We start from the raw sequence: 24,567 nt of genomic DNA, 5'->3' as shown, positions 1-24,567 counted from the left end.
TAAGCGAGGGATATTACTCTCCCTATTGAACACCGCGAAATACTCGATTGAGTAATCATGTTCTATTTTCCAACCATAGGACTGTTATGATACCTATTGCATAAGCAATAATATCTTTCCAATCAAATACACTTCCCAAAGCAACAGCCAGAATTTTGTATTTTCGTAATCCTAAATTATTTACAAAATTAAAATATTGCAGAATCTCGATTGTACAAGAAAAGGCAAAAACTGATAAAGCGACGATGGATGAATGTATATTCCAAAAAGCTTTGACAAAGCAATAAATTAATATAACTACTAAAACATCACCAATAAAAGGACGAATAAAACTATCTTTTATAAAAACAGCAATACATACTTCTATTAAAAATAGTAAAACTGTGAAGTAAAAATATTTTTTATTGAAGATAAACATGGCAATTAATAGCGCTTAAAAAATCCCTACTTTGACTATTAACCTCTTTAATTTTTGATAGACTTAGTTGGAAATTCTATTATTACTGAATAGGTTTCCAAATAACAATGGGAGATAAAAATTGTATAGCAATAAACTTCTCTGTTTTGCCTTCCCTTTAGCAACTTCTGCTTTAACACTTTTGTGTTTTGCGTAGCCTGTAGGAACTTCCGTCTTCCCTGTAAGAGCTTCCGTCTTCACGTTTCCGTGTTTTGCGTAGCTTGTAGGAACTTCCGTCTTCCCTGTAAGAGCTTCCGTCTTCACGTTTCCGTGTTTCGCGTAGCCTGTAGGAACTTCCGTCTTCCCTGTAAGAGCTTCTGTCTTCACGTTTCCGTGTTTCGCGCAGCCTGTAAGAGCTTCTGCCTTCGCGTTTCCGTGTTTTGCGTAGTTTATAGCAACTTCTGCTTTGACGTTATCAGAAACAAACTTGCGTTGTATGACAATACGTTTCAATAGACTTCTTGCAGAAGTGGGGAAAAGGGGAAGGTGGGGCCCCCTCTGGGGATAAGGGGCAGGGTTAAAGGGTAAAGGTATGGAATTTTCCCAAACCCAGTAACCTTTAACATGCACCCCAACATCTTGGCATTTGTTACTTTTGCAAGATGTCTAATCTTTGTTTTATATCATGTCCGCCAAATTACCCATAATAAAAGAACCCCACCCCCAACCCCTCCCCGCTCTTCGGGAGGGGAGACAAAGCACAGCTTTGGCGGGGTGGGGTTCTTCGGATTTAATAAGCAATCAAGCGGACATGATATTATTCGGCTGATGGTGAAGCTTTTATGCTTTCAGCCGGCTCTTGCACTCAATAGATTTCTGGGCATAAGTCGGGAAAAGAGTAAAGGTTAAAGGGGAAGGGGACAATACAGAATTTTTTCCCCTTACCCTTCCCTTTTCCCGATTTATGCAAGAAGTCTACTACCTACACAGCGATAGGATATTTTTTGAGTTGAAAGTTCTTTGACCTTTCAAGACGCAATAAATCGCATCTCTACATCTGGATTTTGGGCTATTCCTGATAGACATTTACTTGCACTGTAAGATTTAATCGGATAATCTGAGCAATCGAGATTGTTTTTCAGGAAAACCAATGAACAAATTCATACTGAGTTTGCTTTCTTCTCCTGTGCTGATTAGCTCTCTTCTCTCTATGGGAGTAATGCTGAATCACGCACAAGCTATGGAGCCAGAACCAGGAGCCAAAACCACAGATCGTCTATCTTGTATACGCAATAAACATAAAGTGGGTTTAGTGTGTGCCAGAGCTTCCGTATTGGCTCAAATTCCTAACTATCAACGTGAAATAGAGTTTTCTAAAGAAGATGCTCCCATGCTGGAATTCAATGATGAAGAAAGCAATGTGGCAATCGACTTATTTGGCTGTGATTGTCCTGCTTGTATAAATTCTTTACGTCAAATGCGCGGTGCGACACCCTTAGTATATTAGGATTTTGCAAATTTATCTTTGTTTATAAGCAACATCCGCAAACTTTTATAAGGGCATAACAATCTTATGCCCTCACTGCGTGTTTTATTCAAAAGAATTAGGCTAATTTTTCCACTCGCAAACCAAAGTATGTCAAAACAAGTTCGGTTGAGCCACTATTGACAACTTCGTGTACTTCTCCCGGTTCGATGGCTACGCAGTTTCCCGGAAGCAAGGGGTATTCTGTACCATCAATGTGAATTACTCCTGAACCAGCTTCCACAAAGAATACCTCGCACATATCTTGATGCGCGTGTGCTGGTGCGGTTTGTCCAGGAGCAAAACGTGCTTGAGAAAAGTTAGTTAAGTGAGGTAAATCGCCGAAGCGTAACATCACCTTTTTCTTGATTTCGGCATTGTGAGAAACTGACTCTTCAGGCAAGTCTTTCAGAGAAGTGGTAATCATTCGGGTCTTAAATCATTAGATAATTCCACAATACCCCTAGACCCATCAATCCTGACTCGTTGACCATCTTGCAAAAGCCATGTAGCACCGCGAACATCCATCACGGCGGGAATTCCATATTCACGAGCAACGATCGCACCGTGAGAAAGTCTTCCTCCAGCTTCGGCAATTAATCCTCCAGCCTTTAATAACAATGGTGCCCAGCCGGAATCTGTGTAAGGTACTACCAGAATCGTATCTCGGTCGATGTCTGGAATGTCTTGTAAATTTCGCAACACTTTCACCCTACCTTCGGCTTGCCCATGACTGGCTCCAATACCTTGTAAAATTTGGTCAGAGTAAAGTTCAGAGGGAGCTAACGGGTGAGGAGGTGTATTGCCGTAGACTAAAAGAGGTATTTGAATGATCTCGCTATCTTGCAGGAATTGCGATCGCCTAAATTCTACTAACTTATCTAACTGCTCTATTAAGCTAGAATCTTCATCTCCAATTAGACGCCGCACTTCATCAAAGTTGAGAAAAAAGATATCGCCTGTTTGCCTAAGTAAACCAGACTCTAACCAAATTTTCTCTAAAGCCAGAAAACTCCAACGCAATTCAGCCAAAAGTCGGGAATAAACTTCGGTAACTCGTCCTTTGATATCCACACGCCGTTGCACAAAAGAGCGTTTGCGCTTACTTGCAAAGATACTATTAATCGCGTCTTTAGCACCTGATTGTGGTTCGTTCCCCTGCATTAGCTGCACAAACATCTGCTGAATCATCTGGGGATTTTCCCGCCAAGTGGGAACGGAGATATCGGTTCCTACTTCGCTTAAGTAGCCGTAATCTTGAAGCAATTCGTTAAATGCTTGGAGGATTTTCTCTCCTTCGGGGGTTTGCTTTAATTGCTCAAATACTTGCTGTGGCTCAAACTCAACCAATACCTGCTTGGCATCTGTAGCGATCGCACTGAGCGATCGCAATGCTGCTACCTCTGGGGTGACGCTATGATCGATTTGCCCATCTTTTACCCGAAAAATCGCCTGTCTTAGGGCAGCACTCAAGGGAGCTAAAATGCTGTAATACGTTCCATGACGCAGCAACTCCAGAATAAAATCAACTCTTGCCAACAACGCGGGTGGTTCCAAGCTATCTATATCTGACTGCGCCAACTGCGACAACCCAGGAATGAACCGTTTGTGATAATCTTCCTTGAAGTCCTTTTCTAAATTTAATTCCCGCTTCAGCAACTTTCCTAGTCCTGGCAAATTTTCCCAAGTTGACTGCAAGGAGGGTTTACTTAATTTAGCTCCTCTGGTTAAAAATTCCAGACTTTCCGGCGGCAGTCCCATACGAAGAAAAATGTCTCCTAAGAGGGACGCATTAAAGTAAGCTCTTGAATAGTGCAGAGTTGCTGTTTTGGTGAAATCTAACCCCAAGGCGCGATCGCCTAAAACTAAAGTAAAAAATTCTCCCCAAACTCCACAAGTTAAAGGACGATTAATTGACCATGTTAAGGGGTGAATTACTCCAGGAATCACTTCAGCAGCGATTTTGCGTGTCCAGATAGGCAACAGAGTGGTGATCGGTCGAGATTGCAACACCCAAAGCGTTTGTCCGTCATAACTCCACTCGATATCTTGAGGAGTGCCATGATAACGTTTTTCGAGTCGGTAAGTAAGGTAAGCAACTTGCTTAATTAATGATTGTGGGACTCGTCCTTGACCCTCTAATTGTACAGAGTAAGAATTTTCTGTTTCAACGACAAAAGCGCGATATTGTTCTGGTGTGATTTTTCCCGAAACGACTTGCGTTGCGCTGCCTGGAAGGGCTTCAATGATGATCGCATCGCCTTGCTGGGTAATGGGATCGCGACTGAAAGCAACACCAGAATATACACTCTGGACTTGTTGTTGAATCAACACAGCCATTGCTGTATCATTTAAACCGCGATCGCGCCGATATTGGATAGCAGATGGATGATTGTAGGAAGCTTGAACTTGGGCGATCGCTTCTTGTAATGCCTCTTGGCTAGTAACATTTACAACTGTTTCATACTGTCCAGCAGCAGAAGCGTGTTCTGAGTCTTCTCCAATAGCGGAGGAACGCACCACCAAGGGAGATAATTCTGATGGTTGGAGAAATTCTGTTAACCCTTCTGGATTGTCGATAGGTACTAGTACCCATCCCTTCGGCACTGGATAGCCCCAGCGCTTAATTTGAGATAATGTGGCCGCCTTTTCTCCGACTATGGCAGCATTCAACTCTTCATCTAGAGAAACCATTGTGCGTTGGCGTAGCCCGTCGTAGACATCGCCGCGTAAAAACTCCAACATCCCTTGCGATTCTGTTTGCGCCTCTTGGGCTGGCAGTTTCATATCATCAGCAATTTTGGTGTAAATCCAGCCCATTAAACCAGCTAAGGCCACAGCAGCAAATATTCTGGGAATATCGCTCAGGTGCAGAAGTGCCACAAACAAAGGAAAAAGCAGCAAAACCCCAAATTTAACTATCTTTCTTGATTGCAGAATTGTAAAAGTAATACCTGCAAAGAAAGATACAAATATTGCAACCAGTGGATCGTGTACGACAAATCCCCAGACAACATTTGTCGTACCTGCTCCTCTGCCTATCCAGTATCTACCGATTACCAGAGCGATTAGGGCAACTAATTCCCAAGACGATCCATCTGGGAAGAAAATGCGGCTGAGTAAGACTGCCGCAACTCCTTTAAAAGCTTCTGACAAGACTGCCAGAATTCCGACAATTTTACCGCCATGAAAAAAGGCAGCTGATACACTAATGTTTCCTGTACCAACTTGTGATAACTGCTTGCGTTTGAGGGCGTAAGTTATCCATGCAATCAGGGGTAAGCCGCCCAAAAGGGGGCAGACAATTAAAATAACGAAAATACCCCAAGGTTCAAACATTCTGGATTTTGGATTTTAGATTTAAATTTTCCATCTAAAACCTCAAATCTAAAATCTAAAGTTTTGCTGAAATTTTTGATGGTTATAAAAGAGTTTTTATTTATTAGTTGCTAAATGGACACTTGGCTAAGACGGAAACCGTTTAAGACAAGTGTCCTTCTAGACTACTAATGGTTTTAGTTTAGCGCATAGGCAGCTTGTAGCGCCCAAATGACGAGAGCAGCGATCGATCCCAGAAGCAACACGGTAGAGATAGTGACTACTTTTGGGGAATCTGCTCCCTTAAATTTCATAATTCCGCGATTTAAGTCGGACACAGCTTTGTAATCCTCTGTTGTTGAAGCAAGAAACATTTGTCCGTTTTGATTGTAGTCCTTCTATTTGCGGATGATGTTAAATTCACTTTAAAAATTTAGGAGCGGGGGCAGGGGAGCAGGAAGAGGCAGGGGAGCAGGGGAGCAGGGGAGAAATTACAGTAAGTTTTTCCTCCTTGCCCCTCTGCCCCTCGGTCACTGAGCGTTGGCCATTGAGCGTAGCCGAAATGAGCCGAAGTGCTGCCCCTCTGCTTCTTGTGCCCAATCCCCCAGTATCATTGAAAAGCAACTCAGTATAAGAGGGTGTGAGTAGGTGAAAATAGCACTGAGCGTAATTTTGGCGGTGGTTGTGGGATTGTTTCTGGTAATCGAGGTTGGATTGCGATCGCTGTTTGGTTTTGGTAATCCCCTGATTTATATTGGCGATGAGCAGATTGGTTATTTGTTGGCTCCGAACCAGCGTACCCGTCGTTTTGGGAATCGCATTGAAATTAATGAATATTCTATGCGAGGTAGTCCGATCAAAAAGCTACTTGCACCTACTGGGCTGCGAATTCTCCTCTTAGGTGATTCTATTGCTAATGGTGGTTGGTGGACAGATCAGACTAATACAATATCTAGTTTGATGATGCGTTCTTTACTATCATCCACTAATAGTAATTATCAGGAAGTAGAAGTGCTAAATGCTTCAGCTAACTCTTGGGGGCCAAGAAATGAATTAGCTTATTTAGAGAAGTTTGGCAATTTTAACGCGCAAGCAGTGGTGTTATTAATTAATACCGATGATTTGTTTGCAACTCCTCCCACTTCTTTACCAGTAGGACGCGATCGCAATTATCCCGATCGTAAACCTCCCCTGGCATTAGTGGAAGTATGGCAGCGTTATATCGTCAAGCAAAAGCCAATACCAGAACTGCAAGCCGTGCAAAATGAATCAGGCGATCGCGTAGGGATTAATTTGGAGGCGATCGCTAAAATTCAAGCCTTGACTCGCCAATCCAACAGCAAATTTCTGCTGGTAATGACTCCTTTGCTACGAGAAATTGGTGAACCAGGCCCCCGCGATTACGAAATTAAAGCACGTCAGCGCTTGAGCGATTTTACCAAAGCACAGCAAATTAACTATATAGACTTTTTACCGAATTTCAATTCAACTACCAACCCCCAAGGTTTGTTTCACGATCACATTCACCTCAATTTGCAAGGAAATAAATTTGTCAGTGAAGTTATGGAGCGATCGCTTTTGGAAATATTAGGAAATTCCTCACTTCGCCACTAATATTCGTGTTTGATATCAAGTCCGGCTAATTAGGGTTTGCTTCCCGAATCTATGCAGAAAGCCCAAAAGCCCCTCTGCTCCTCTGCTCCCCTGCTCCCCTGCTCCCCTACCCTCCTAATAATAAGTCTTTAACCGGACATGATATTAGCTAGATTCCTGAGTATCTCTAACCAAATTATTTAACTCTTCCTGCATTTGACTTTGAACTATTTCATAACAAGCATTCACATAGTTCCGATCTCTAGCTGCATCTCGACCATATCTTTCAAAAGTAATTGGATGACAGACACGAGTGTGAATCTGCACAGGTAGAGGAATATTTGGCAGAGGGCCAATAGCCAAGCCCCAAGGCAAACCTAAGTAAATTGGGAAAACTTTAGGGTCTATTTGATATAACCACGGCAATCCCCACTGATGCAATTGTTTGACGAAATCATAACAATCACATAAAACTATCAAGCTATCATGAGCGCCTACCGAGATTACAGGAATAATCGGAACTTCTTGTTTTAAAGCCAGCTTGACAAAACCCTGATGACCAGCAAAATGAATTTTATGGCGTTGGCTATGAGGACGAAACATATCATATTGTCCTCCAGGATATACCAGAACGCTAGCACCTTGATCGAAAGCCGCACTAGCCATTTTGGGATGTGCAACAATTGCTCCGAATTTCTGGGCTAATCCTGCTATTTCTGGACTCACTTTCCAAGCGGAAGGGTGCATTAGACCATACACCAAACGCTCGGTTCCAAATCTCGAAAACCAATCGTACATCATCATTATTAAATCTGGAGAAGCCATTCCCCCATTATGAGAGCCAACCAGTAGTACTTTCCCTGTTGTTGGTATATGGTGCCATCCATCAGTTTTTACTTGAAAGTAATAACGGTAAAACCATTCCCATATAGGCATCAATGATTCAATAAACTGAGTATCTCGCTGTGTTAATGAGTGATGAATCTTTTTCGAGAATTCTGATGTTAAAGAATTGTCAGCGCTGACAGAAATTTTCTCTACCTGTTTTGGAAATTCCATAATTAATCGCCCATCTTCCATCACTAGTCTTTTTTGACCGCTGCATAATACTGTTACTCATTATTTAATAACAGTTGTTCTTTTTTTTAGGTCTATCATCGGTCGGACATGGTTTGCAGACATGGTGGAATCTGGTACGCGTAGGCATAACCCGTCGTAGACATCGCTCTCAATTCAAGCAGTAGCAAATACTGGGGATTTTTATTTACAAAGATTCGCCAAAGTTATCAGTGAACCTGTTCCCGTTGGTGCAGCTCCAAAATAGGATATAGGGCGATCAGAATAAGGAAAGGAATAATTACTAACACTTGAGTATTAGCACTAACTTAAGATACAGTCATTGTCCCAACTGGTTAAGAGCCTCTAAGAATACATTCCTAGCCTTAAAACTTGGAACGAGGCTACACGAACCTTTAGGCTTTACAAGGGTGCCATTCATGAAATACTTTCTTGGAGACGAGTAAGCAAAAAATTTACAGCTTCAACAAATTGAAAACACTACCTACAATCTATTAATCAATCGAGAGAGATCCAACCACCATTAGTCAATTCAACTAGTTTTTCTTCTAACCAGGCTTCAAAGAGTTCATCTAGCAGTCGCTGGCGCATTGATTTATCTAGTAAAGCTGGGATAAGTATCTCTAGTTTTACAATCACCAGCCATTCTCCTAAACGAGTAGGACGCCATAGTTGACCCGGTTTACTGCCATACAACATTTGTGCTAGCTTTGGGGAGATTTTGCCGAGTTCGACTGGCCCACACCAACCTCCGCTTTTTGCTTCTGGCCCTTGCGAAAATTGTCGAGCTAGTTCAGTAAAGGATTGCTCTTTTTCCTGAAGTCGGAAATAAAGCTCGTCAGCAAGCCCTTCATCTTTCGTCCTAATTAAAGAATAAATTACTTTATTGAGTAAAGACTTATGTTTCAGGAAATGACTTTCAATTTTCGACCCCCAGTTAGCTTGTTTAAACTTCTCAATTCTTAGTTCTCGAATAGCTATAGTTTCTAGTTGCTCTGGAGTCATTTCATAGAGTTCTAGCCATTGCTGACGTTGTAACTCGGAAGTCAGCTGCCATTTCTCATAAAATTGCTCGCAAGCACTGGCTTTTTCTTCGAGCGTACAGGTAAAGGAAGCGATCGCCTGGTCAGTGATAATCTCACGTAAAAATTGCGGAAACAGCTGATAGCTCGCCAACAAGCTAACAACTTTTTCCATCGGAATTTTTTGATTTTTAACTTGCAAAATCTGAGCCATATCTGAAAAACCCAAAGGATTTATTCATATTTGGATCTGTTTTGCAAGCAGAGACCAAGCCTCTGCTTGCAAAACTCATCTGGGCTTTGAAAGATAATTTTCAGCTACAAGCACACAAGAAATTTTTACTTATCTATGTAACTGAAAATTCTAATGTATAGTTGCCCCCATTGCCAGAAAACGTGAATCCATAATAGCCAGGTGTTCCATCAAAGTAAATTCCGCCGTCTTTGATTGTGCCTGGATCGCTACCGAAAGTTTGGCGTATGGATGTAAATTTGTCGTCACCACTAGGATCGTCTTCCCAGAGTGTAAAAAACAGAGGATCTGATTTAGTTGCCGGATCGTTTTCGAGTAGTTTGCCTGGGAAACCGTAGTCAAAGTCTTCACCAGCATCAAAACTATTACTCACTGTATTTTTCCTAGAACCACCCTCAACTAAGTAATAAATTTCATCATTGTTATCACCACCACGGGGATCTTGCTCGTCGATAGATTTTATATACGATAAGTAGACTTTAGCCATGATGCTTATTCTCCTTCAACATTTTTTAAATGCCATTTTATACTTGAGCTTTGGCTAGTTTGCGGTGCGCAACCCAAAAGCTCTACAGTAATTGAGATAGGGCAAAATGCAGTCAATTGCAAGGCTTAATTCCTATTGAAAAGATATCACGCTGATCAATATAAGTGCTGGTTCTAGTCATAAAATTTCATATTGACTTATACAAGCGTCTCCCATCCATAAAATTTGCTCATCTATCTACACTTTGTGATAAAACGTTGTACTGCATCTGAATAGAAACCGCTATAGGCTTATTCATCCTCAGAGTTATTTGTCAACTCACGTAATTTGCGTATGTTTTTAGGCTCGATCGAATATTACTAAGAAAAGCTCTCAACTATACGGAGTAAACATTTAAACTGTTAATCAATAAGTAGTGAGTGGGCAGATGGAGCGATCGCATGATTACACTAGCTGAAACCCAGCCAAAATTTTCTTCACTTTCTAAACAAGATTGATACAAGTCTGGGTGGTTTATTTTTATCCTGTTCATGCCACCACTCTTTGAAGTCTTCAAGTTGGAAACCATGAACTTTCGCTGTGTTAAAAAAGTCTGATAAATGATGCACAAATGCCGGAATTTCAATGGACTCTTGCTGTCTTTGAAAATTAGCTTTTGTTCCTTGATATTGCTTGAATGGATGAAGCTCACAGATGAAAAAGTATCCTCCTTTAACTAATACACGAGATGCTTCTGAAAATATCAAGCTGAGGTCTTCGATGTGTTCTAGAACAAGATTACAAGTGACTAAATCGGCAGACTCATTATCACAAGTCCATTGCTTGGTAATGTCTTCTGTAATAAACACCACATTAGTAGACCTCACTTTCTCTTTCGCTTTTTCAATCATCTGTGCTGAAAAATCGATCGCACAAACTTTCAAAGCAATTTGTGAAAGCAAAAGCGTATTTTTACCTGTGCCACAGCCAATTTCCACGACTGATTTACACCTCAAACCCATCAAAGTTTCCCTAGTGACGGTTTGATCGAGATCGCGCGTCAGATTTTCGTCAGCATCGTATGTAGCTGACCAATTATCGTATGCTGCTTGAATACTCATATAGCTTCATTTTACTGAGCAAAGGGTATTATACCTATTCATCATTCCTATTTCACTGTGCGATCGCACAGTCCAAGTATAAGTGCTGCTGCAAGTGCCGCTATTGTCCGAACATGGTTCCAGAACGTCCAATTGGTAAGGTATCTAGCCCATAGGTTCGCGCCTTCAGTACTATCCGGTTTGGTGATCGCTAAGGCATCATTCAGTGGCACATTGAAAGCGATCGTCACTAGAACGGTGCCAATGAGATAGATCAAGCTACCGATAAGCAAATAGGCAGCACCAGGTTGATGCCACTTTAACACCGAGGAAACCGCTAGAAAAATGCAAGCCACAGCCGTTCCGAAGAGTGCCAACATAAACAACGGATTGATCGCAGTGATATTGATGGATTGCATAGCGATAATGCCCTCCTTTGGCTGGAGTCGTGCAAGGGCATTCATCACGAAAGTCGAGAAGGCAAAGAAGACACCAGCCACCAATCCGCAGCCTAGTGCTGTGAAAAGCGTCAAAGGGAAGCGCAAATTATCAAAAATTACCATAAAGCCTCCTGTTAATTACTGCCCAATGCCTTATTCGCAGTAGATGATTGGTCTTTGAAGATGCGATAAATCGCGTCTCTACATCTGGGTTTTGGGCTGATCCGATCGCACACGATATTATTTTATTTGCTGTTGCTCCCATCGCTAGTCTTATTACTGTGTTGCGACGCAAGCAGTTTGTTTGACGAGCGATCGCACTGCTTGCGACAATGTATTTACAACCTTTTGATATTAACGAGCTACAGACTACATTACTGTGAATTTGAAACAAATATTTTAGCTGTATAGCTTGATAAGTCAGTAACTAAACCATCCTCTCCAGATTTCACTTCTTGATTGCTAACCCAATCTCGCCAATACTCAGCAGTTGGGAAGCCTGAAATTTTATATTGATTTAGATTTTGGTCGGAGAAATTTACCACGACAACAACATGAGAATTATGCTCATCCCAACGGGTGTAAGCCAGCGCTTTCTCAGCTGCATTTTCGTAGAAAAACTTAATATTGTCACTTTGTAAAGCTGGAGTTTCCTTGCGTAAAGCAATCAGCTTTTGATAATACTCAAATAAACCATGATTCTGTTCGCGTGACAACAAAGACCAATTAATCTTCTGCGGCTTAGTCACATCTTCGCTTTTTTGCTGGTATTCGCCAAACTCTTCTCCCATCCACAGCATCGGTATACCCATCGCTGTGATTAACAGAGTAGCTGCTAACTTGGCTCGTTCAAATGCCGCTGCCTCAAAGATGCCGCAATTGCCTAATTCTCGTAATAGACGTTCGCGATCGTGGGTTGCCAAATAATTGATCGTATTGGTAGCGATCGCATAACCCTGCTGTTTGGGATCTAAAATCTGTTTGAGTTGTTCTAAATCAAATGATTTCCCACAAATATATGGAACTAGAAAGTAGCGAAAACTCTCATGCCAACAAGCATCTAATGGGCCATCTGGCTTGACTACAGTTTTTGTATCGGGAATGTGTTCAGCAATGTTGTAAAACTGTTTGGGTACAGCATGGTTTTTCGCTTCTTTAGTCAGCCAGTTGAAAAATTCAAAGTTAGCCAATTGCCGCACTGCATCAAAGCGAATTCCATCAATGTGATACTCCTTAATCCAAAATTCTACCACATCGCCGATGTATTCCCATGCAGGTTTAATATTTAAATTTTTATCGTAATTATCATAGTTAAACTCTGGCCCCCAGTAATTATCTGGATCTTCAGGATAATGCTTGTTTTCGTAATACCAATAATTTCGGTCAATTAGTATTAAAGGGCATTCTTCATCTGTATGGTTATAAATTCCATCCATAAAGACGCGAATGCCTCTACCATGACACTCGTCAATCAACCGCTTTAAATCTTCTGTTGAACCGTAACTAGATTCTGTAGCAAAGAAGTGGCGAATTTTATAGCCCCAGTTATAATCACCAGGGTATTCATTAACTGGCATTAATTCAATTGCGTTAATTCCCAATTCGCAAAGATAATCTAACTTAGCAATTATCCCTAAATATTTGCCTTGCTCGTTAGAATCAACTTCATCACCAGTAAAATCGGCAACGTGTATTTCATATATTACTAATTCTCGGTTATCAGGCAACGGTATTTCATTGTTTTGCCAAAGGTAATTATCAACAATGCGTTGCCCATCTCGAATGCGTACTATGCTGTATTTTTCTGTTTCATTAACATCTGTTGCTTTGGGATCGATAACATCTATCCATTCATCAACTGCAAAATTTGGGCTTTTGGTTTGAATGCGAAATTTATATTGATAAACCCCATCTTCCAGTTTGATTTTCGTGCGAAAATAACCATCTTCACCTTTTGACATGGGAATTTCTTTCCAATCTGAAAAAGACCCAATTAAAGCTGCTCCTTTGTTGCGAGGAGCAAATAATGTAAATTCAGTTAAATTTGCCATTTTCACACTTTTAAATTTTAGCTAGTTATAGTCACTAAAATTATTGTGTAATATAAAATAAGTTGCAGCTTCTTTCTTAAGTATTATCAATATTTTCCTAATCTGATGGACTTAAACCAGATATTGCGATCGCTATTATTATTAAAGGTAAAGTGACTATCTAAATCGTAACTAATTATGCGGACATGATATGATAGTTTCGCTCAATCGTCTCTGGGGTTTCGTTATCAAAACCCACTCCATGCGTTCTTGAATTAAATGTCTATTTAAAGACAGTAAACGCAATGGCTTTTTCTAGCATCACATTACTCCCTCTACTGGCTGATTTTAAAATACCTATCCTTGAAAGATAGATAGTGGGGAGCAGGCGAGGAAGGGTAGGAGAGCAGGAGAGGATAATTAATGACAAATGACAAATGACCAATGACTATTTACCAATATCTTCATTCCAAAGTTCGGGGTTAGTTTCAATAAACTCACTCATCATTTGTTCGCATTCGTCAAGATTAAGATCGATAACGTCCACACCGTGAGATACCATAAATTCTTTAGCACCAGGAAAAGTTCTAGATTCTCCAGCGATGACTTTTTTAATGCCAAATTGTACCACTGCCCCAGCGCATAGGTAACACGGCATTAAAGTTGAATAGAGTGTTGTCCCTCTGTAGCTACCAACTCTCCCAGCATTGCGGAGACAATCGATTTCCGCGTGGGTGACAGGATCGGCGTCTTGCACGCGTTTATTGTGTCCTCTGCCGAGAACTTTACCATCCTTGACAAGAACCGAACCAATAGGAATTCCACCTTCTTGTCTGCCTTGTTTTGCTTCTTGAATTGCAGCTTCCATAAACTCATCCATATAATTCTCCTTTTATGACAAAACAACTTGTATTAATGGATCACGATGGCGGTGTAGATGATTATCTGGCAACTATGCTGCTGTTGACGATGGAGCATATTGAACTCCTTGGTGTTGTTGTCACTCCAGCAGATTGCTACGTTCAACCAGCTGTTAGCGCCACACGTAAAATTATAGATTTGATCGGATTTTCTCATATCCCGGTAGCAGAAAGCACTGTGCGCGGTATCAATCCATTTCCTACTCTCTATCGCCGTGATTCCTTTATCGTTGACCATCTCCCCATTCTCAATCAAAGGGAAACCATCACTACGCCTCTGGTTGCCGAAACAGGTCAAGATTTCATGATACAGGTGTTACGTGAGGCATCAGACCCCGTAACGTTGATGGTAACTGGGCCATTGACCACGGTTGCAGTGGCTTTAGACAAAGCACCAGACATTGAAGCCAAGATTCACAAAATTGTCTGGATGGGGGGCGCATTAAATGTCGGTGGCAATGTAGAAAAAAGTTTAGAAGCAGGACAAGATGGTTCTGCTGAATGGAATGTTTATTGGGACGCAATTTCAGCAGCACGGGTATGGCAAACCCAAATTGAAATTATTATGTGTCCTTTGGATTTAACTAACAATGTCCCAGTTACATCGGAGTTAGTATACAAAATGGGACGACAACGCCACTATCCCATCTCTGATTTAGCCGGACAATGTTATGCACTAGTCATCCCCCAAGATTATTATTTTTGGGATGTTTTAGCAACAGCTTATCTAGGACATCCAGAATTCTATCAATTGCGCGAATGGGAAACAGAAATTATCACCACTGGAGTCAGTCAGGGACGAACTAAAGTAGTTCCTAGCGGGCGAAAAATTTATGCGATGGATAAGGTACATAAAGAAGCGTTTTATGATTATATTTTGCAACAATGGGCAAGATGAAAAATTGTTTTATAAATAAGTTTTCAGAAGTCAAATACATTATATTCACGTCTAATTGTCACTTTTTCCAACTTATTAATGTAAGAATTTTTGATATTTTTAGAATAATCATGCTCTTATTTTATGAAAAAAATAACTTTAAAACGAGTATACATTACTTGCGCCGAGATTTCATGATTGATATTGATTAATTCTGGTTCGATACTTTGGTGGGACACGAACACAATTAGGATCGAGAAAATCAATTAAGTCAATTAGTCTATGATGAATTCTGATGAGTCGTTCCTTGTTCACCTTTGGTTCATTTGCCATCATTGCAATATCATCTTTAAGTTTTGTAAACCAACGGGCAAACTCCGGATCGCTCAGTTTCTTGACAAACATAGCATAACCGATACACTCGTATGCAATAGAACTATCTGTGGATTGAGGTACTAACATTATTTCCCCAATTGCACGTTGTTCCCCGGTAAATAGCCGAAAAGTAGATTCAAGTTTTGCTGTCCCAAATGCTTGATTAATATTGACTAAAAGCTCACTAAGACGACGATTCATTTCAAGATCGCCTAGATCCAAGAACTGAATTTCTCGCCGCAAAATCTCAACCCATGCAAGAAACTCTGCAATGACATATAGCGTATTTTTAATTGTGTAATCCTGCTCAGATTCTGAGTGGTGATAGAAGCGTTGCAAGAATTTTGCCTGAACGATGTTAAACAGGCGACTTTGGAGATCAATCGCCGATCGCAGCAATGGATCTCGATACTTTGACATCAAAGCAGCAGTTTGGGTTTCACGAGATTCAGCTTCGCGCTGCTTTGCAAGTCGATCGGCAAGTCGTGCAATACGAGTCTGCCCGTAAATACTAATGATAGCGCTGATGACTGCAACAATAGCAGAAATAATTGCTGTGACAATTTCGGGTTTCATGGTTACTGATTCTTAATAATTAATAAAGTTTAAACCTAAAAAAAGAGCCGCAATAGTTCCCGCCACAGAAATTTCACCTTGGGCAATTTTATCTAAAACTGATTCTACTGGAATCAATAAAACTTCAATTTCTTCTGTAATATCTAGTTGCTGCTCTTTGACTTTGCTCACATTTTCTGCTAAAAATAAATGTATTTGATTAGTATCTTTGCTTGGCTTATCGTATAAAGTTCCGATTTTTCTAAATTCTTGGGGAATATAACCAGTCTCTTCTCTCAGTTCTCTAATTGCTGCTATTTCTGCACTCTCTTTTGTCGGGTCGAAATTACCTGCCGGCAGTTCTAAGAAAAATTCACCTACGGCGTGTCTATATTGCCGGACAAAAATAATTTCTCTATTACTCGTGATAGGTAAAATCATTGCAACGTCAGGTTTAATACTGACAAAATAATCATCTATAATTTTACCATTTGGTAATTCTATTTCATCTTGCCTCACCTGACACCAAGGATTATCTAAAACCATTTTTGATTTTAAAATCTTCCATTTTTTGAAGTTGTTCATAAACTAAATAACAAATAAAATGTATGTATAAAAAGTTTGTAATGAATGTAAAAAAGTATAACAGATGTATCCGATAATTTAAATTTTGAACTTACACTGGCTTTTGCAATAACATAATATGTAAAATAAGTATGCAAATAAATGTAAATTTATTTACAGTCAACAAGAGATTTCCGTTGACTATTAGTCGAGGTACAACGGCACAGACAACGAATGTATGGGTGAGAATTTCACACGATCGCATCGAAGGCTGGGGGGAAGCATCACCATTTGGTGTGGGTAATCATCGGCAATCAACTGATGCAATCAAAGACGCCCTACAGCAAGTTGTGCCACTGTTGCAAACATTCAGCCCTTTACAACGTCAGGAAATTGAGCAAGTTTTAACACAAAACCAAGTTCCTTCTGCTGCAAGGGCTGCCCTAGATATGGCAATGCATGACTGGTTGGGTAAGCGCGTAGGTTTACCTTTGTGGCAACTTTGGGGACTTGATCGCAATCAAATAGTCCCGACTTCAGTCACAATTGGGATTAATTCGCCTGAAGGCGCTAGGGCAAGAGCGCGAGACTGGTTAAAATTTACAGATGTCCGTCTTTTCAAGGTGAAGCTAGGTAGTCCAGATGGCATAGATGCAGATCAAAAAATGCTCTTAGCTGTGCGAGAAGAAGCGCCTGAACTAGAATTTTTCGTTGATGCCAACGGGGGCTGGAGTTTAGAAGATGCGATCGCCATGTGCAATTGGTTAGCTGATTTAGGTATAAAGTATGTAGAACAGCCATTGCCACGGGGAGAAGAACCAAGTTTAGTAAAACTCAAAGAACACTCTCCCCTCCCCATCTTTGTCGATGAAAGTTGTTTCACAAGCGCTGATATTCCCGATTTGGCAAACTATGTAGATGGGATTAATATCAAACTGATGAAATCAGGGGGACTAACAGAGGCAATGCGAATGGTACATACAGCACGAGCATATCGGTTGCAAGTAATGTTCGGTTGCTATTCTGACAGTTCGCTAGCTAATACAGCAGCATTACAGCTAGCACCACTAGCTGATTATTTAGATTTAGATAGTCACCTGAATTTAATTGATGACCCTTTTACGGGTGCATTGCTAAAAGAAGGAAGAGTTTTGCCAAACGATTTACCAGGCTTGGGAGTACAACACAGTGCGTCTATCACTTAATCAACGAGTAGCTATCTTGCTACATGAAGGGACTATTGGGACTCACGGCAAAACAGGGCTAGCAATTTTACGTTACAGTGAAGCCCCAATTGTAGCCGTAATCGATCGCGAGTGTGCTGGTAAATCCCTACCAGAATTAACAGGTCTCAAGCGTGATGTGCCGATTGTGGCATCGGTAGCCGCAGCCCTAGAGTACAAGCCAGAAGTTTTAGTAATTGGTATTGCTCCAGGGGGTGGTGCTGTACCAGATGATTACTGGCTGGAAATTAAAGACGCTTTAGAAGCGGGAATGTCTTTGGTGAATGGTTTACATACACCAATGGCAAGTATCCCAGAATTAAATGCATTGCTCAAACCAGGGCAACTAATTTGGGATGTCCGAAAAGAACCGTCTAATATTAGTGTTGCTAGTGGAATGGCACGTACCCTTCCGTGTCGGCGGGTGTTGACAGTGGGAACCGACATGGCGATCGGTAAAATGTCAACTAGCCTAGAGTTACATTGGGCGTCAAAACTGCGGGGCTGGCGTTCTAAATTCCTCGCCACGGGGCAAACTGGGGTGATGTTAGAAGGAGATGGTGTGGCTTTAGATGCCGTGCGGGTAGACTTTGCCGCCGGTGCTGTGGAACAGATAGTTATGCGCTATGGCAAAAACTACGACATCTTGCACATTGAAGGACAAGGTTCGCTGTTACACCCTGGTTCAACAGCAACTCTACCCCTAATCCGTGGTTCGCAACCAACCCAACTAGTTTTGGTACATCGGGCAGGACAAGTCCATGTACGCAATCATCCCCATGTAATCATTCCACCTTTACCAGAGGTGATTCGACTGTATGAAAGTGTAGCTAATGCAGGTGGTGCTTTTGGAAGCGTTTCTGTGGCGGGTATAGCGCTAAACACAGCCCATTTAGATGAGTCTGCGGCTCAGGAAAGCATCGCTCAAACAATAGCAGAAACGGGGCTACCTTGCACCGATGTAGTCCGCTTTGATGCCAATGTGCTTTTGGATGCGGTGATGAAGAGTTAAGTTATGGCTAGTAACAAAAATGACATTTAGAGAGTACTTTTTGCAAATCGAACACGCTGTTAGGCAATTATTTGATACGCTTTGATTATACCACAGTCTGGCGCAGTATAGACCGCTTAATACCGCGATCAATCACCCTCATGCACTCAACTTTTTGGACTCCTTCGTGCCTCTTGGGGAATGTTTGCGTAATCGGGTTGGCTCCACGCATTTATTCCCCAAGATATATTTAGTGAACTTCGACAAGCATGGGCTAATTTCAGAGATAACTTCTGTAATTGCTGCTTGGGTGCCGAATCCTCTATGGCTTTGCCCAGTGCCACCATTGCAGCCTCTACATCTTTGTTCTCCACTAGAGCTAACTCACCCCAGTAAAGTTCCCAAAAACGCTTATTGGCGTCAGCAACCTCGTTTACATTCGTTGATGTGGCGATTTTTGCGGCAACCTGAGAAGCCTCTGTGTATAGCTTCAACTGGCGATCAAGAAATGGCTTTGTAGCTTCAATACGACGGCTTTCAGCAAATCTTTCTGCCTCAGTCTCTGCCTGGGCAAGTTCAATACGGCGGTTTTCAGCAAACCTTTCCGCCTCAGTTTTTGCCTGAGCAAGTTCCTTGTCCGATTTGTCGCGCCAAATCATAACTCCCCAAAGAAAACTACCAAATGCTCCTAAAGGAGTTAGTAGTTTTAGTGTTTGTTCAAACGAAGACGGAAATAAACTCAAGGTTTACCTCTAACCATTTATTCAACTGTACTTTGGTGGTCTAACCTCTATATTAAGCCTTTAGGGAAGTCTAATACCCTTATTGTTAGTAAGTATTATTTTGCACTTAAAGTCTAAGTTCAAAGACTTTATCAGCCGTCCGATGCCGCGCATATTAGATGGCTTAATTTGCAATCGCCTTTCAGCAACTGTCTAACTGCTGAAGGGCGAAGTATTACACTGGTTTGACAATAATTCTAGCTTGAGGAGCTTCACCTCTTAGAGGGTGTAGGCTGTGATGGATAACATCCGTAACTACAAAATAAAGGTATCTTCCCTGTGGAGTTGAAAAAGAAATTTTTTCTCCAATGCTAGGTACTCTAGTAAATTCATGCAATTCATAATGCTCAGGTTTGCTACCATGTAGCATTACTAAAACTTTTACAAACATCTCTTATATTGTTCTTGGATCTTTGATATTTAAACTTGTGTTTGGTTCAAGTAGAAGACTAATGCTTTACCTCACAGTCGAGTTTAGCCTTTGGTAAACACTGATGCGTCGTTCCATGCATTGTTGGGCTATGCTTTGGGAGGTACTTTCCCCCCCATTACAACAATTGCAACAGTAGCTACTACTCCAGCAACTGGCCCCACCACCTTCAGTACATCACCTACAACATTAAGTGCGTGCCACCAAACGTTATTATTATCTGTGTTCATATCTTTGATAATTTCGCTGATTTTTATCCCAAGTTTTCCAACTTCTAATGTTTGCTCGGCAATTTTCAGGCGTGTTTCATCTGTTTGAGCAGATCTAGCTAAAATCTCCATTACATTGGAAACTGTATTCAGACAGTTACTCACACCACTTAGTGCTGCTTTTTGACTGTCTTTGGCTGCACCAACAACCTCTTTTAATCCTTGAACAGTCTCTTTCAGCAGTTCAATAAACTGCGGCATATTCTGTATTAAAACTTCTAGATGTCTTAGGCTGAGTTGCCCTTTTATCGCTAAAATCTGAATTTCTTTTAACTGTTCCGGTGTAACATTTTTCAGGTCTTTCAATCCAGTTATTTGTTTGGCTTCCTCAAGGACGTGCTGATTGTTTGGTTCCATATAGATAAGATAGTTACAGGCTATGGTAACTACCACTGTGCTTTTGTCAGTTCCGGAAAATTAGAAACTTCTCTTTAGAGTTGCTGCCATCCTAAAAACAAATCACCAGTTACCTAGACGAGCACTTGCGATCGCACCTGTGGAATGTCAGTTGTTAAACAACAGCGTTCGCTCTAGGCGTAGATGAGTTTGCGGCTGAGGATGCGATCGCTTGGCAGCAAAACTGCGAGAATTAAATATAGATCCAGATACCATTTAACTTCCACGCTGTCTTGCTTGTGCCTGTTAGCTCGAATGCTATGGATCTTCAGGAAAAACCCATTTTGGCGGTTCTGCCATTTTTTTCCGCAGACGTTCTTGTGCCAACTCCAGCATTGTCTCTAAGGGAGTCTCTTCAATAAATTTTGCAGCTGACTCTCTAAACTCGGTATTGGGGCATTTATCCCCTAAAACACACCCATTAACACAGGCTACAGCGCAGTTAATCTTTTGCTCCACAGTACATTCCTCTCTCTAAAAGTTATGAGTTATAAGTTGTGAGTCATGATTTTCATCTCTAACTCTTAACTCTTTACTATCAGGCATGACCTACAGGTAAATTTTACCTTGCCAGTTGGTATCTCATTAGTCTAAATACTCACTATTTAGAAAGTTATGAGTTATGAGTTATGAGTTATGAGTTATGATTTTTACTCCTAACTCCTCACTCCTCACTTTTATAAAGGGCGCTCATGTCAGAACTGTTTGCTACTACTGGAACTATAGCCGCGATCGCCACTGCTGTTGTCCCCCAACAGGGTAGTGTTGGGATTGTGCGGGTGTCCGGTTCTCAAGCAATGGCAATCGCCCAAAGTCTCTTTCATGCACCAGGGCGACAAGTTTGGGAAAGTCACCGGATTCTCTACGGTTACATTCGCCATCCCCAGACGCAACAACTGGTAGATGAAGCCCTGTTGCTGATTATGAAAGCACCCCGTTCTTACACCCGTGAAGATGTTGTAGAATTCCATTGCCACGGGGGAATTATGGCAGTGCAGCAAGTGTTGCAACTGTGTTTAGAAAATGGGGCTAGACTAGCGCAACCGGGAGAATTTACCCTCCGCGCCTTTTTGAATGGACGGTTGGATTTAACTCAAGCCGAAGGTATTGCTGATTTAGTGGGAGCTAAATCGCCCCAAGCGGCTCAAAGTGCCTTAGCTGGTTTACAAGGAAAATTAGCTCATCCGATTCGGCAGTTACGCGCTAACTGTTTGGATATTTTGGCAGAAATTGAAGCTCGGATTGATTTTGAGGAAGACCTTCCGCCGTTGGATGATAAAGCGATTGTATCAGAAATTGATAAAATTGCCGCAGAAATAACTAAGTTATTGGAAACCAAAGATCAAGGTGAGTTGCTACGCACTGGTTTAAAAGTGGCAATTGTTGGGCGTCCAAACGTGGGTAAGTCGAGTTTATTGAACGCTTGGAGCCGGAGCGATCGCGCCATTGTGACTGATTTACCAGGTACAACCCGCGATGTGGTGGAATCTCAGTTAGTTGTCGGTGGAATTCCCGTACAAGTGCTAGATACTGCGGGGATTCGGGAAACAACAGACCAAGTGGAAAAAATTGGCGTCGAGCGATCGCATCGTGCTGCAAATGCAGCTGATTTAGTCTTGCTTACCATTGATGCTTCCGCAGGTTGGACAGAAGGCGATGAAGAAATTTATGAAAAAGTACAACACCGTCCGTTGATTCTAGTGATTAACAAAATTGATTTATTGGAAGAAAGTGATAGGAAAAGTCTTCAAGCCAAAATCCCAAATGTAAAATCTAAAATTGTCACAGCTGCAGCCCAAAATCAAGGTATTGACGCTTTAGAAACAGCAATTTTAAAGATAGTTCAATCTGGGAAAGTACAAGCTGCTGATATGGATTTAGCTATTAACCAAAGACAGGCAGCAGCCTTAACTAAAGCTAAAATGTCTTTGGAACAAGTGCAAGCAACAGTTACCCAGCAGTTACCTCTTGATTTTTGGACAATTGACTTACGAGGTGCGATTCAAGCTTTAGGAGAAATTACTGGAGAGGAAGTAACAGAATCCGTTTTGGAAAGGATTTTTAGCCGTTTCTGTATTGGCAAATGACTTTATATAGAACCCAAAGTTTTCCTTTGTTAATTTCATAAAAAAGCAGAGAAATATTATGCCACTTTTTAGAGAAAATGTTGATTTCTTCTTTGAAGAATTTATCAAAGTTAGTATTGGAGGAGGTGGGGATGCTAGTGTCTGGGCAGTCGGCAGTTATCAGGGAGAATTCATTTTAACTGTCATTGAGAAAAAAATAGATTCTTTAACTATAAATGACATAGTTGATAAACCAGCTTTTTTTTTGTTACAAGACCTCATGAAATTTTCTCCTTGTTGGGAATACGATGGGGCAGCACTTGCTTTAGCGAATAAATTGGCAGTAGGAGTTAAAAGTTATGAGTGATGAGTTATAAATTTATAACTCATCACTTATAACTCATAATTCATAACTCATTTTCTGTAGCGATCGCTCTTGGGATATTACCAGCAGTTGCCAGTTGCACTGTAAAAGTAGAACCTTCAGATAATTTACTTTTTACAGAAACAGATCCACCACAGCGCAGCAGCAATTGCTGTACTATCGTTAACCCTAACCCAGCACCACCATTATCTTCGGTTGCTGCTGTACGCACGCGATAAAAGCGATCGAAGATTTTGGGAATTTCGTTTTCCGCAATACCGATACCTGTGTCGCGGAATTCTAATTGGACATAATCGCCTTGATTACGGGCACGCACCCATACTTGACCTCCATTAGGGGTAAACTTAAGACTGTTGTGTAGTAGATTAATTACAATTTGTCTGAGTTTACCAGTCACGCACCAAACAGATGGGAGTTCAGTCGGTACGGTGTAGGCTAGCATAATTCCTTTTTCTTGGGCTACAGGTTGGTAGGTACTGACTACTCCAGGTACTATATCTGAGAGACGCACCAACTCCAAAGTCGTCCCGTCCAAATTCTGTTCTAGCTGCACCAGTTCCAAGAAACCAGTAATCAGGGAGTTTTGCTGATCGCACTGGGTATTTAACATCTGTAAATAACGTTGTCGTTGTGGTGGTTTAAGATTAGGGGAATTTAATAATGAAAGTGCTGTTTTCATGTGCGTCAAAGGTATACGCAGTTCCTGACAGACATTTTTCAGGTATTCATCTTTGAGTTGCTCTTTGTTGTGCAGTTCTTGATTTTGCTGCTCCAACTTATTAGTGCGTACTGTGATGATTTGACGATTAATTTCATCTTGTCGGAGGAGTTGTTTTGCCAACAGTTGATTCATAAGTGCGGCTTGAGGCACGGTTGGACAAATAAAACTAGTAGGTAAAATTGAGGATGATTCTGGTGCAATCGCTTGTTGGATACCATTTAATACTTGTTGAATTACTCTCCCCTCAACAGTAGTTATAATCAGCAACGGCTGGTTTTTATTAGTATTTACCTTCCCCGATGTCTGATTTTTGCGTTTTTTAAGTGGTCGATGAGCCAAAATTAAACTGCAAAACTGGGGCGATAACACCATTAGAAAGTTTTCCCGTCGCATTTGGCTATCTGGTGGTAGGTAAACGGGAACATAATTAGATGATGGGGATGAGAGAGATGAGGAGATATTTAATCTTTCTTCTTCCTTATCTTCCCCTGCTTCCCCTTTCCTACTCTCGTCAATCTGGCAAGTATAAATGAGACTAGACGCACCTACCGAGGATTGATAACGCGCTAATTCTGATTGCCAAATTTTATCTGGTGGTAGCTTCACCCAGAGAGTGGCTGCAATTTGCTGCTCAATGAGTAAGTCAATTTGCGCTCTCACCAGTGATAGCAGAGTAGCAGGACTGAGGGACAATGGTTTAGGAGGCGCTTGCACTCCCATAACCAGTTGATAAACAGACAGATCCTTAGCCAGAGAAACATTCATGAGTCAAGCACAATTTGGATGAAGCAA

The 24,567-nt window shown here is 41.3% G+C and carries 27 protein-coding genes; 8 read left to right on the top strand and 19 right to left on the bottom strand.

Annotated features, from left to right (window positions below; translation table 11 throughout):
• Window positions 1–55 precede the first annotated feature (55 nt).
• Both RMY27_RS14720 and RMY27_RS14715 read right to left on the bottom strand, forming a co-directional pair.
• Window positions 56–418: a DUF2809 domain-containing protein gene (locus RMY27_RS14720; RefSeq protein WP_322664351.1), complete on the bottom strand. Its 363-nt coding sequence runs from the start codon at window positions 416–418 to the stop codon at window positions 56–58.
• A gap of 63 nt (window positions 419–481) precedes the next feature.
• Window positions 482–910 carry a hypothetical protein gene (locus tag RMY27_RS14715; RefSeq protein WP_322664350.1) on the bottom strand — a complete coding sequence of 143 codons (429 nt, stop codon included), beginning with the start codon at window positions 908–910 and terminating at the stop codon, window positions 482–484.
• Window positions 911–1,547: 637 nt separating this feature from the next.
• On the opposite strand from RMY27_RS14715, the gene RMY27_RS14710 reads away from it, so the two are divergent.
• Window positions 1,548–1,904: a hypothetical protein gene (locus tag RMY27_RS14710; RefSeq protein ID WP_322664349.1), complete on the top strand. Its 357-nt coding sequence runs from the start codon at window positions 1,548–1,550 to the stop codon at window positions 1,902–1,904.
• Between the two features lie 97 nt (window positions 1,905–2,001).
• Here RMY27_RS14710 and RMY27_RS14705 read toward each other — a convergent pair whose 3' ends face one another.
• From RMY27_RS14705 to RMY27_RS14695, 3 genes are all read right to left on the bottom strand, one after another.
• Window positions 2,002–2,349, bottom strand: a complete 348-nt coding sequence (locus tag RMY27_RS14705; protein WP_194040214.1) for a cupin domain-containing protein — start codon at window positions 2,347–2,349, stop codon at window positions 2,002–2,004.
• A complete protein-coding gene (locus tag RMY27_RS14700; protein WP_322664347.1) occupies window positions 2,346–5,261 on the bottom strand; it encodes a glycerol-3-phosphate acyltransferase in 2,916 nt (971 codons plus the stop codon). Before RMY27_RS14700 ends, RMY27_RS14705 begins: the two co-directional genes overlap by 4 nt.
• 176 nt (window positions 5,262–5,437) lie before the next feature.
• Window positions 5,438–5,614 (bottom strand): hypothetical protein, encoded by a 177-nt coding sequence (locus tag RMY27_RS14695; RefSeq protein ID WP_322664439.1) that lies wholly within the window; start codon window positions 5,612–5,614, stop codon window positions 5,438–5,440.
• Between the two features lie 274 nt (window positions 5,615–5,888).
• Between RMY27_RS14695 and RMY27_RS14690 the strand changes: the two genes are divergently transcribed.
• Window positions 5,889–6,854, top strand: a complete 966-nt coding sequence (locus RMY27_RS14690; RefSeq protein ID WP_322664345.1) for an SGNH/GDSL hydrolase family protein — start codon at window positions 5,889–5,891, stop codon at window positions 6,852–6,854.
• Window positions 6,855–6,998: 144 nt separating this feature from the next.
• Here RMY27_RS14690 and RMY27_RS14685 read toward each other — a convergent pair whose 3' ends face one another.
• From RMY27_RS14685 to RMY27_RS14665, 5 genes are all read right to left on the bottom strand, one after another.
• The gene (locus tag RMY27_RS14685; RefSeq protein ID WP_322664343.1) at window positions 6,999–7,892 is read right to left on the bottom strand and encodes a lysophospholipid acyltransferase family protein; all 894 of its coding nucleotides are present in this window, start codon (window positions 7,890–7,892) and stop codon (window positions 6,999–7,001) included.
• Between the two features lie 516 nt (window positions 7,893–8,408).
• Window positions 8,409–9,146, bottom strand: coding sequence for a peptidylprolyl isomerase (locus RMY27_RS14680; RefSeq protein WP_322664341.1), 738 nt, complete (start codon window positions 9,144–9,146; stop codon window positions 8,409–8,411).
• A gap of 133 nt (window positions 9,147–9,279) precedes the next feature.
• The gene (locus tag RMY27_RS14675; RefSeq protein ID WP_322664339.1) at window positions 9,280–9,672 is read right to left on the bottom strand and encodes a hypothetical protein; all 393 of its coding nucleotides are present in this window, start codon (window positions 9,670–9,672) and stop codon (window positions 9,280–9,282) included.
• Between the two features lie 476 nt (window positions 9,673–10,148).
• Window positions 10,149–10,772 (bottom strand): class I SAM-dependent methyltransferase, encoded by a 624-nt coding sequence (locus tag RMY27_RS14670; RefSeq protein ID WP_322664337.1) that lies wholly within the window; start codon window positions 10,770–10,772, stop codon window positions 10,149–10,151.
• Between the two features lie 47 nt (window positions 10,773–10,819).
• Window positions 10,820–11,314, bottom strand: coding sequence for a DUF1772 domain-containing protein (locus RMY27_RS14665; protein WP_322664336.1), 495 nt, complete (start codon window positions 11,312–11,314; stop codon window positions 10,820–10,822).
• A gap of 47 nt (window positions 11,315–11,361) precedes the next feature.
• On the opposite strand from RMY27_RS14665, the gene RMY27_RS14660 reads away from it, so the two are divergent.
• Window positions 11,362–11,499, top strand: a complete 138-nt coding sequence (locus tag RMY27_RS14660) for a hypothetical protein (protein ID WP_322664334.1) — start codon at window positions 11,362–11,364, stop codon at window positions 11,497–11,499.
• A 66-nt stretch (window positions 11,500–11,565) separates the two neighbouring features.
• On the opposite strand, the gene RMY27_RS14655 is transcribed toward RMY27_RS14660, so the two are convergent.
• Both RMY27_RS14655 and RMY27_RS14650 read right to left on the bottom strand, forming a co-directional pair.
• On the bottom strand, window positions 11,566–13,242 hold the full coding sequence (locus RMY27_RS14655; protein WP_322664332.1) for an alpha-amylase family glycosyl hydrolase: 1,677 nt from the start codon (window positions 13,240–13,242) through the stop codon (window positions 11,566–11,568).
• Window positions 13,243–13,669: 427 nt separating this feature from the next.
• Window positions 13,670–14,101: a nucleoside deaminase gene (locus RMY27_RS14650; protein WP_322664330.1), complete on the bottom strand. Its 432-nt coding sequence runs from the start codon at window positions 14,099–14,101 to the stop codon at window positions 13,670–13,672.
• Window positions 14,102–14,115: 14 nt separating this feature from the next.
• On the opposite strand from RMY27_RS14650, the gene RMY27_RS14645 reads away from it, so the two are divergent.
• Complete coding sequence (locus tag RMY27_RS14645) at window positions 14,116–15,039, top strand: nucleoside hydrolase (protein WP_322664328.1); 924 nt, start codon at window positions 14,116–14,118, stop codon at window positions 15,037–15,039.
• A 171-nt stretch (window positions 15,040–15,210) separates the two neighbouring features.
• Here RMY27_RS14645 and RMY27_RS14640 read toward each other — a convergent pair whose 3' ends face one another.
• Window positions 15,211–15,969, bottom strand: coding sequence for a hypothetical protein (locus tag RMY27_RS14640; RefSeq protein WP_322664326.1), 759 nt, complete (start codon window positions 15,967–15,969; stop codon window positions 15,211–15,213).
• A gap of 12 nt (window positions 15,970–15,981) precedes the next feature.
• Window positions 15,982–16,533 carry an NUDIX hydrolase gene (locus RMY27_RS14635; protein ID WP_322664324.1) on the bottom strand — a complete coding sequence of 184 codons (552 nt, stop codon included), beginning with the start codon at window positions 16,531–16,533 and terminating at the stop codon, window positions 15,982–15,984.
• A gap of 131 nt (window positions 16,534–16,664) precedes the next feature.
• Between RMY27_RS14635 and RMY27_RS14630 the strand changes: the two genes are divergently transcribed.
• Together RMY27_RS14630 and RMY27_RS14625 are read left to right on the top strand one after the other, a co-directional pair.
• Entirely contained in the window at window positions 16,665–17,717 is a 1,053-nt protein-coding gene (locus RMY27_RS14630; protein WP_322664322.1) for a dipeptide epimerase, read from the top strand.
• Window positions 17,701–18,747, top strand: coding sequence for a DUF1611 domain-containing protein (locus RMY27_RS14625; RefSeq protein WP_322664320.1), 1,047 nt, complete (start codon window positions 17,701–17,703; stop codon window positions 18,745–18,747). The genes RMY27_RS14630 and RMY27_RS14625 overlap by 17 nt, the downstream gene beginning before the upstream one ends.
• 146 nt (window positions 18,748–18,893) lie before the next feature.
• Here the strand turns inward: RMY27_RS14625 and RMY27_RS14620 are convergent, their stop codons facing one another.
• The 4 genes from RMY27_RS14620 to RMY27_RS14605 form a co-directional block, all read right to left on the bottom strand.
• Window positions 18,894–19,469 carry a hypothetical protein gene (locus tag RMY27_RS14620; RefSeq protein ID WP_322664318.1) on the bottom strand — a complete coding sequence of 192 codons (576 nt, stop codon included), beginning with the start codon at window positions 19,467–19,469 and terminating at the stop codon, window positions 18,894–18,896.
• A gap of 214 nt (window positions 19,470–19,683) precedes the next feature.
• Entirely contained in the window at window positions 19,684–19,899 is a 216-nt protein-coding gene (locus tag RMY27_RS14615) for a hypothetical protein (protein WP_322664316.1), read from the bottom strand.
• A gap of 128 nt (window positions 19,900–20,027) precedes the next feature.
• Entirely contained in the window at window positions 20,028–20,564 is a 537-nt protein-coding gene (locus tag RMY27_RS14610; RefSeq protein WP_322664314.1) for a hypothetical protein, read from the bottom strand.
• Between the two features lie 297 nt (window positions 20,565–20,861).
• Window positions 20,862–21,062 (bottom strand): hypothetical protein, encoded by a 201-nt coding sequence (locus RMY27_RS14605; RefSeq protein WP_322664311.1) that lies wholly within the window; start codon window positions 21,060–21,062, stop codon window positions 20,862–20,864.
• Window positions 21,063–21,295: 233 nt separating this feature from the next.
• Here RMY27_RS14605 and mnmE point away from each other — a divergent pair, with 233 nt between their 5' ends.
• Window positions 21,296–22,690 carry a tRNA uridine-5-carboxymethylaminomethyl(34) synthesis GTPase MnmE gene (mnmE, locus tag RMY27_RS14600; RefSeq protein ID WP_322664309.1) on the top strand — a complete coding sequence of 465 codons (1,395 nt, stop codon included), beginning with the start codon at window positions 21,296–21,298 and terminating at the stop codon, window positions 22,688–22,690.
• Window positions 22,691–22,748: 58 nt separating this feature from the next.
• A complete protein-coding gene (locus tag RMY27_RS14595; protein ID WP_322664307.1) occupies window positions 22,749–23,036 on the top strand; it encodes a hypothetical protein in 288 nt (95 codons plus the stop codon).
• Window positions 23,037–23,076: 40 nt separating this feature from the next.
• Here RMY27_RS14595 and RMY27_RS14590 read toward each other — a convergent pair whose 3' ends face one another.
• Window positions 23,077–24,540: a DICT sensory domain-containing protein gene (locus RMY27_RS14590; protein WP_322664306.1), complete on the bottom strand. Its 1,464-nt coding sequence runs from the start codon at window positions 24,538–24,540 to the stop codon at window positions 23,077–23,079.
• Window positions 24,541–24,567 lie beyond the last annotated feature (27 nt).

This window comes from Nostoc sp. DedQUE09 (assembly GCF_034530915.1).
In the GTDB taxonomy this organism is placed as follows: Bacteria; Cyanobacteriota; Cyanobacteriia; order Cyanobacteriales; family Nostocaceae; genus Nostoc.
Note: the sequence above shows the minus strand (reverse complement) of the source record. Positions and strands in the feature narration are given on the sequence as shown.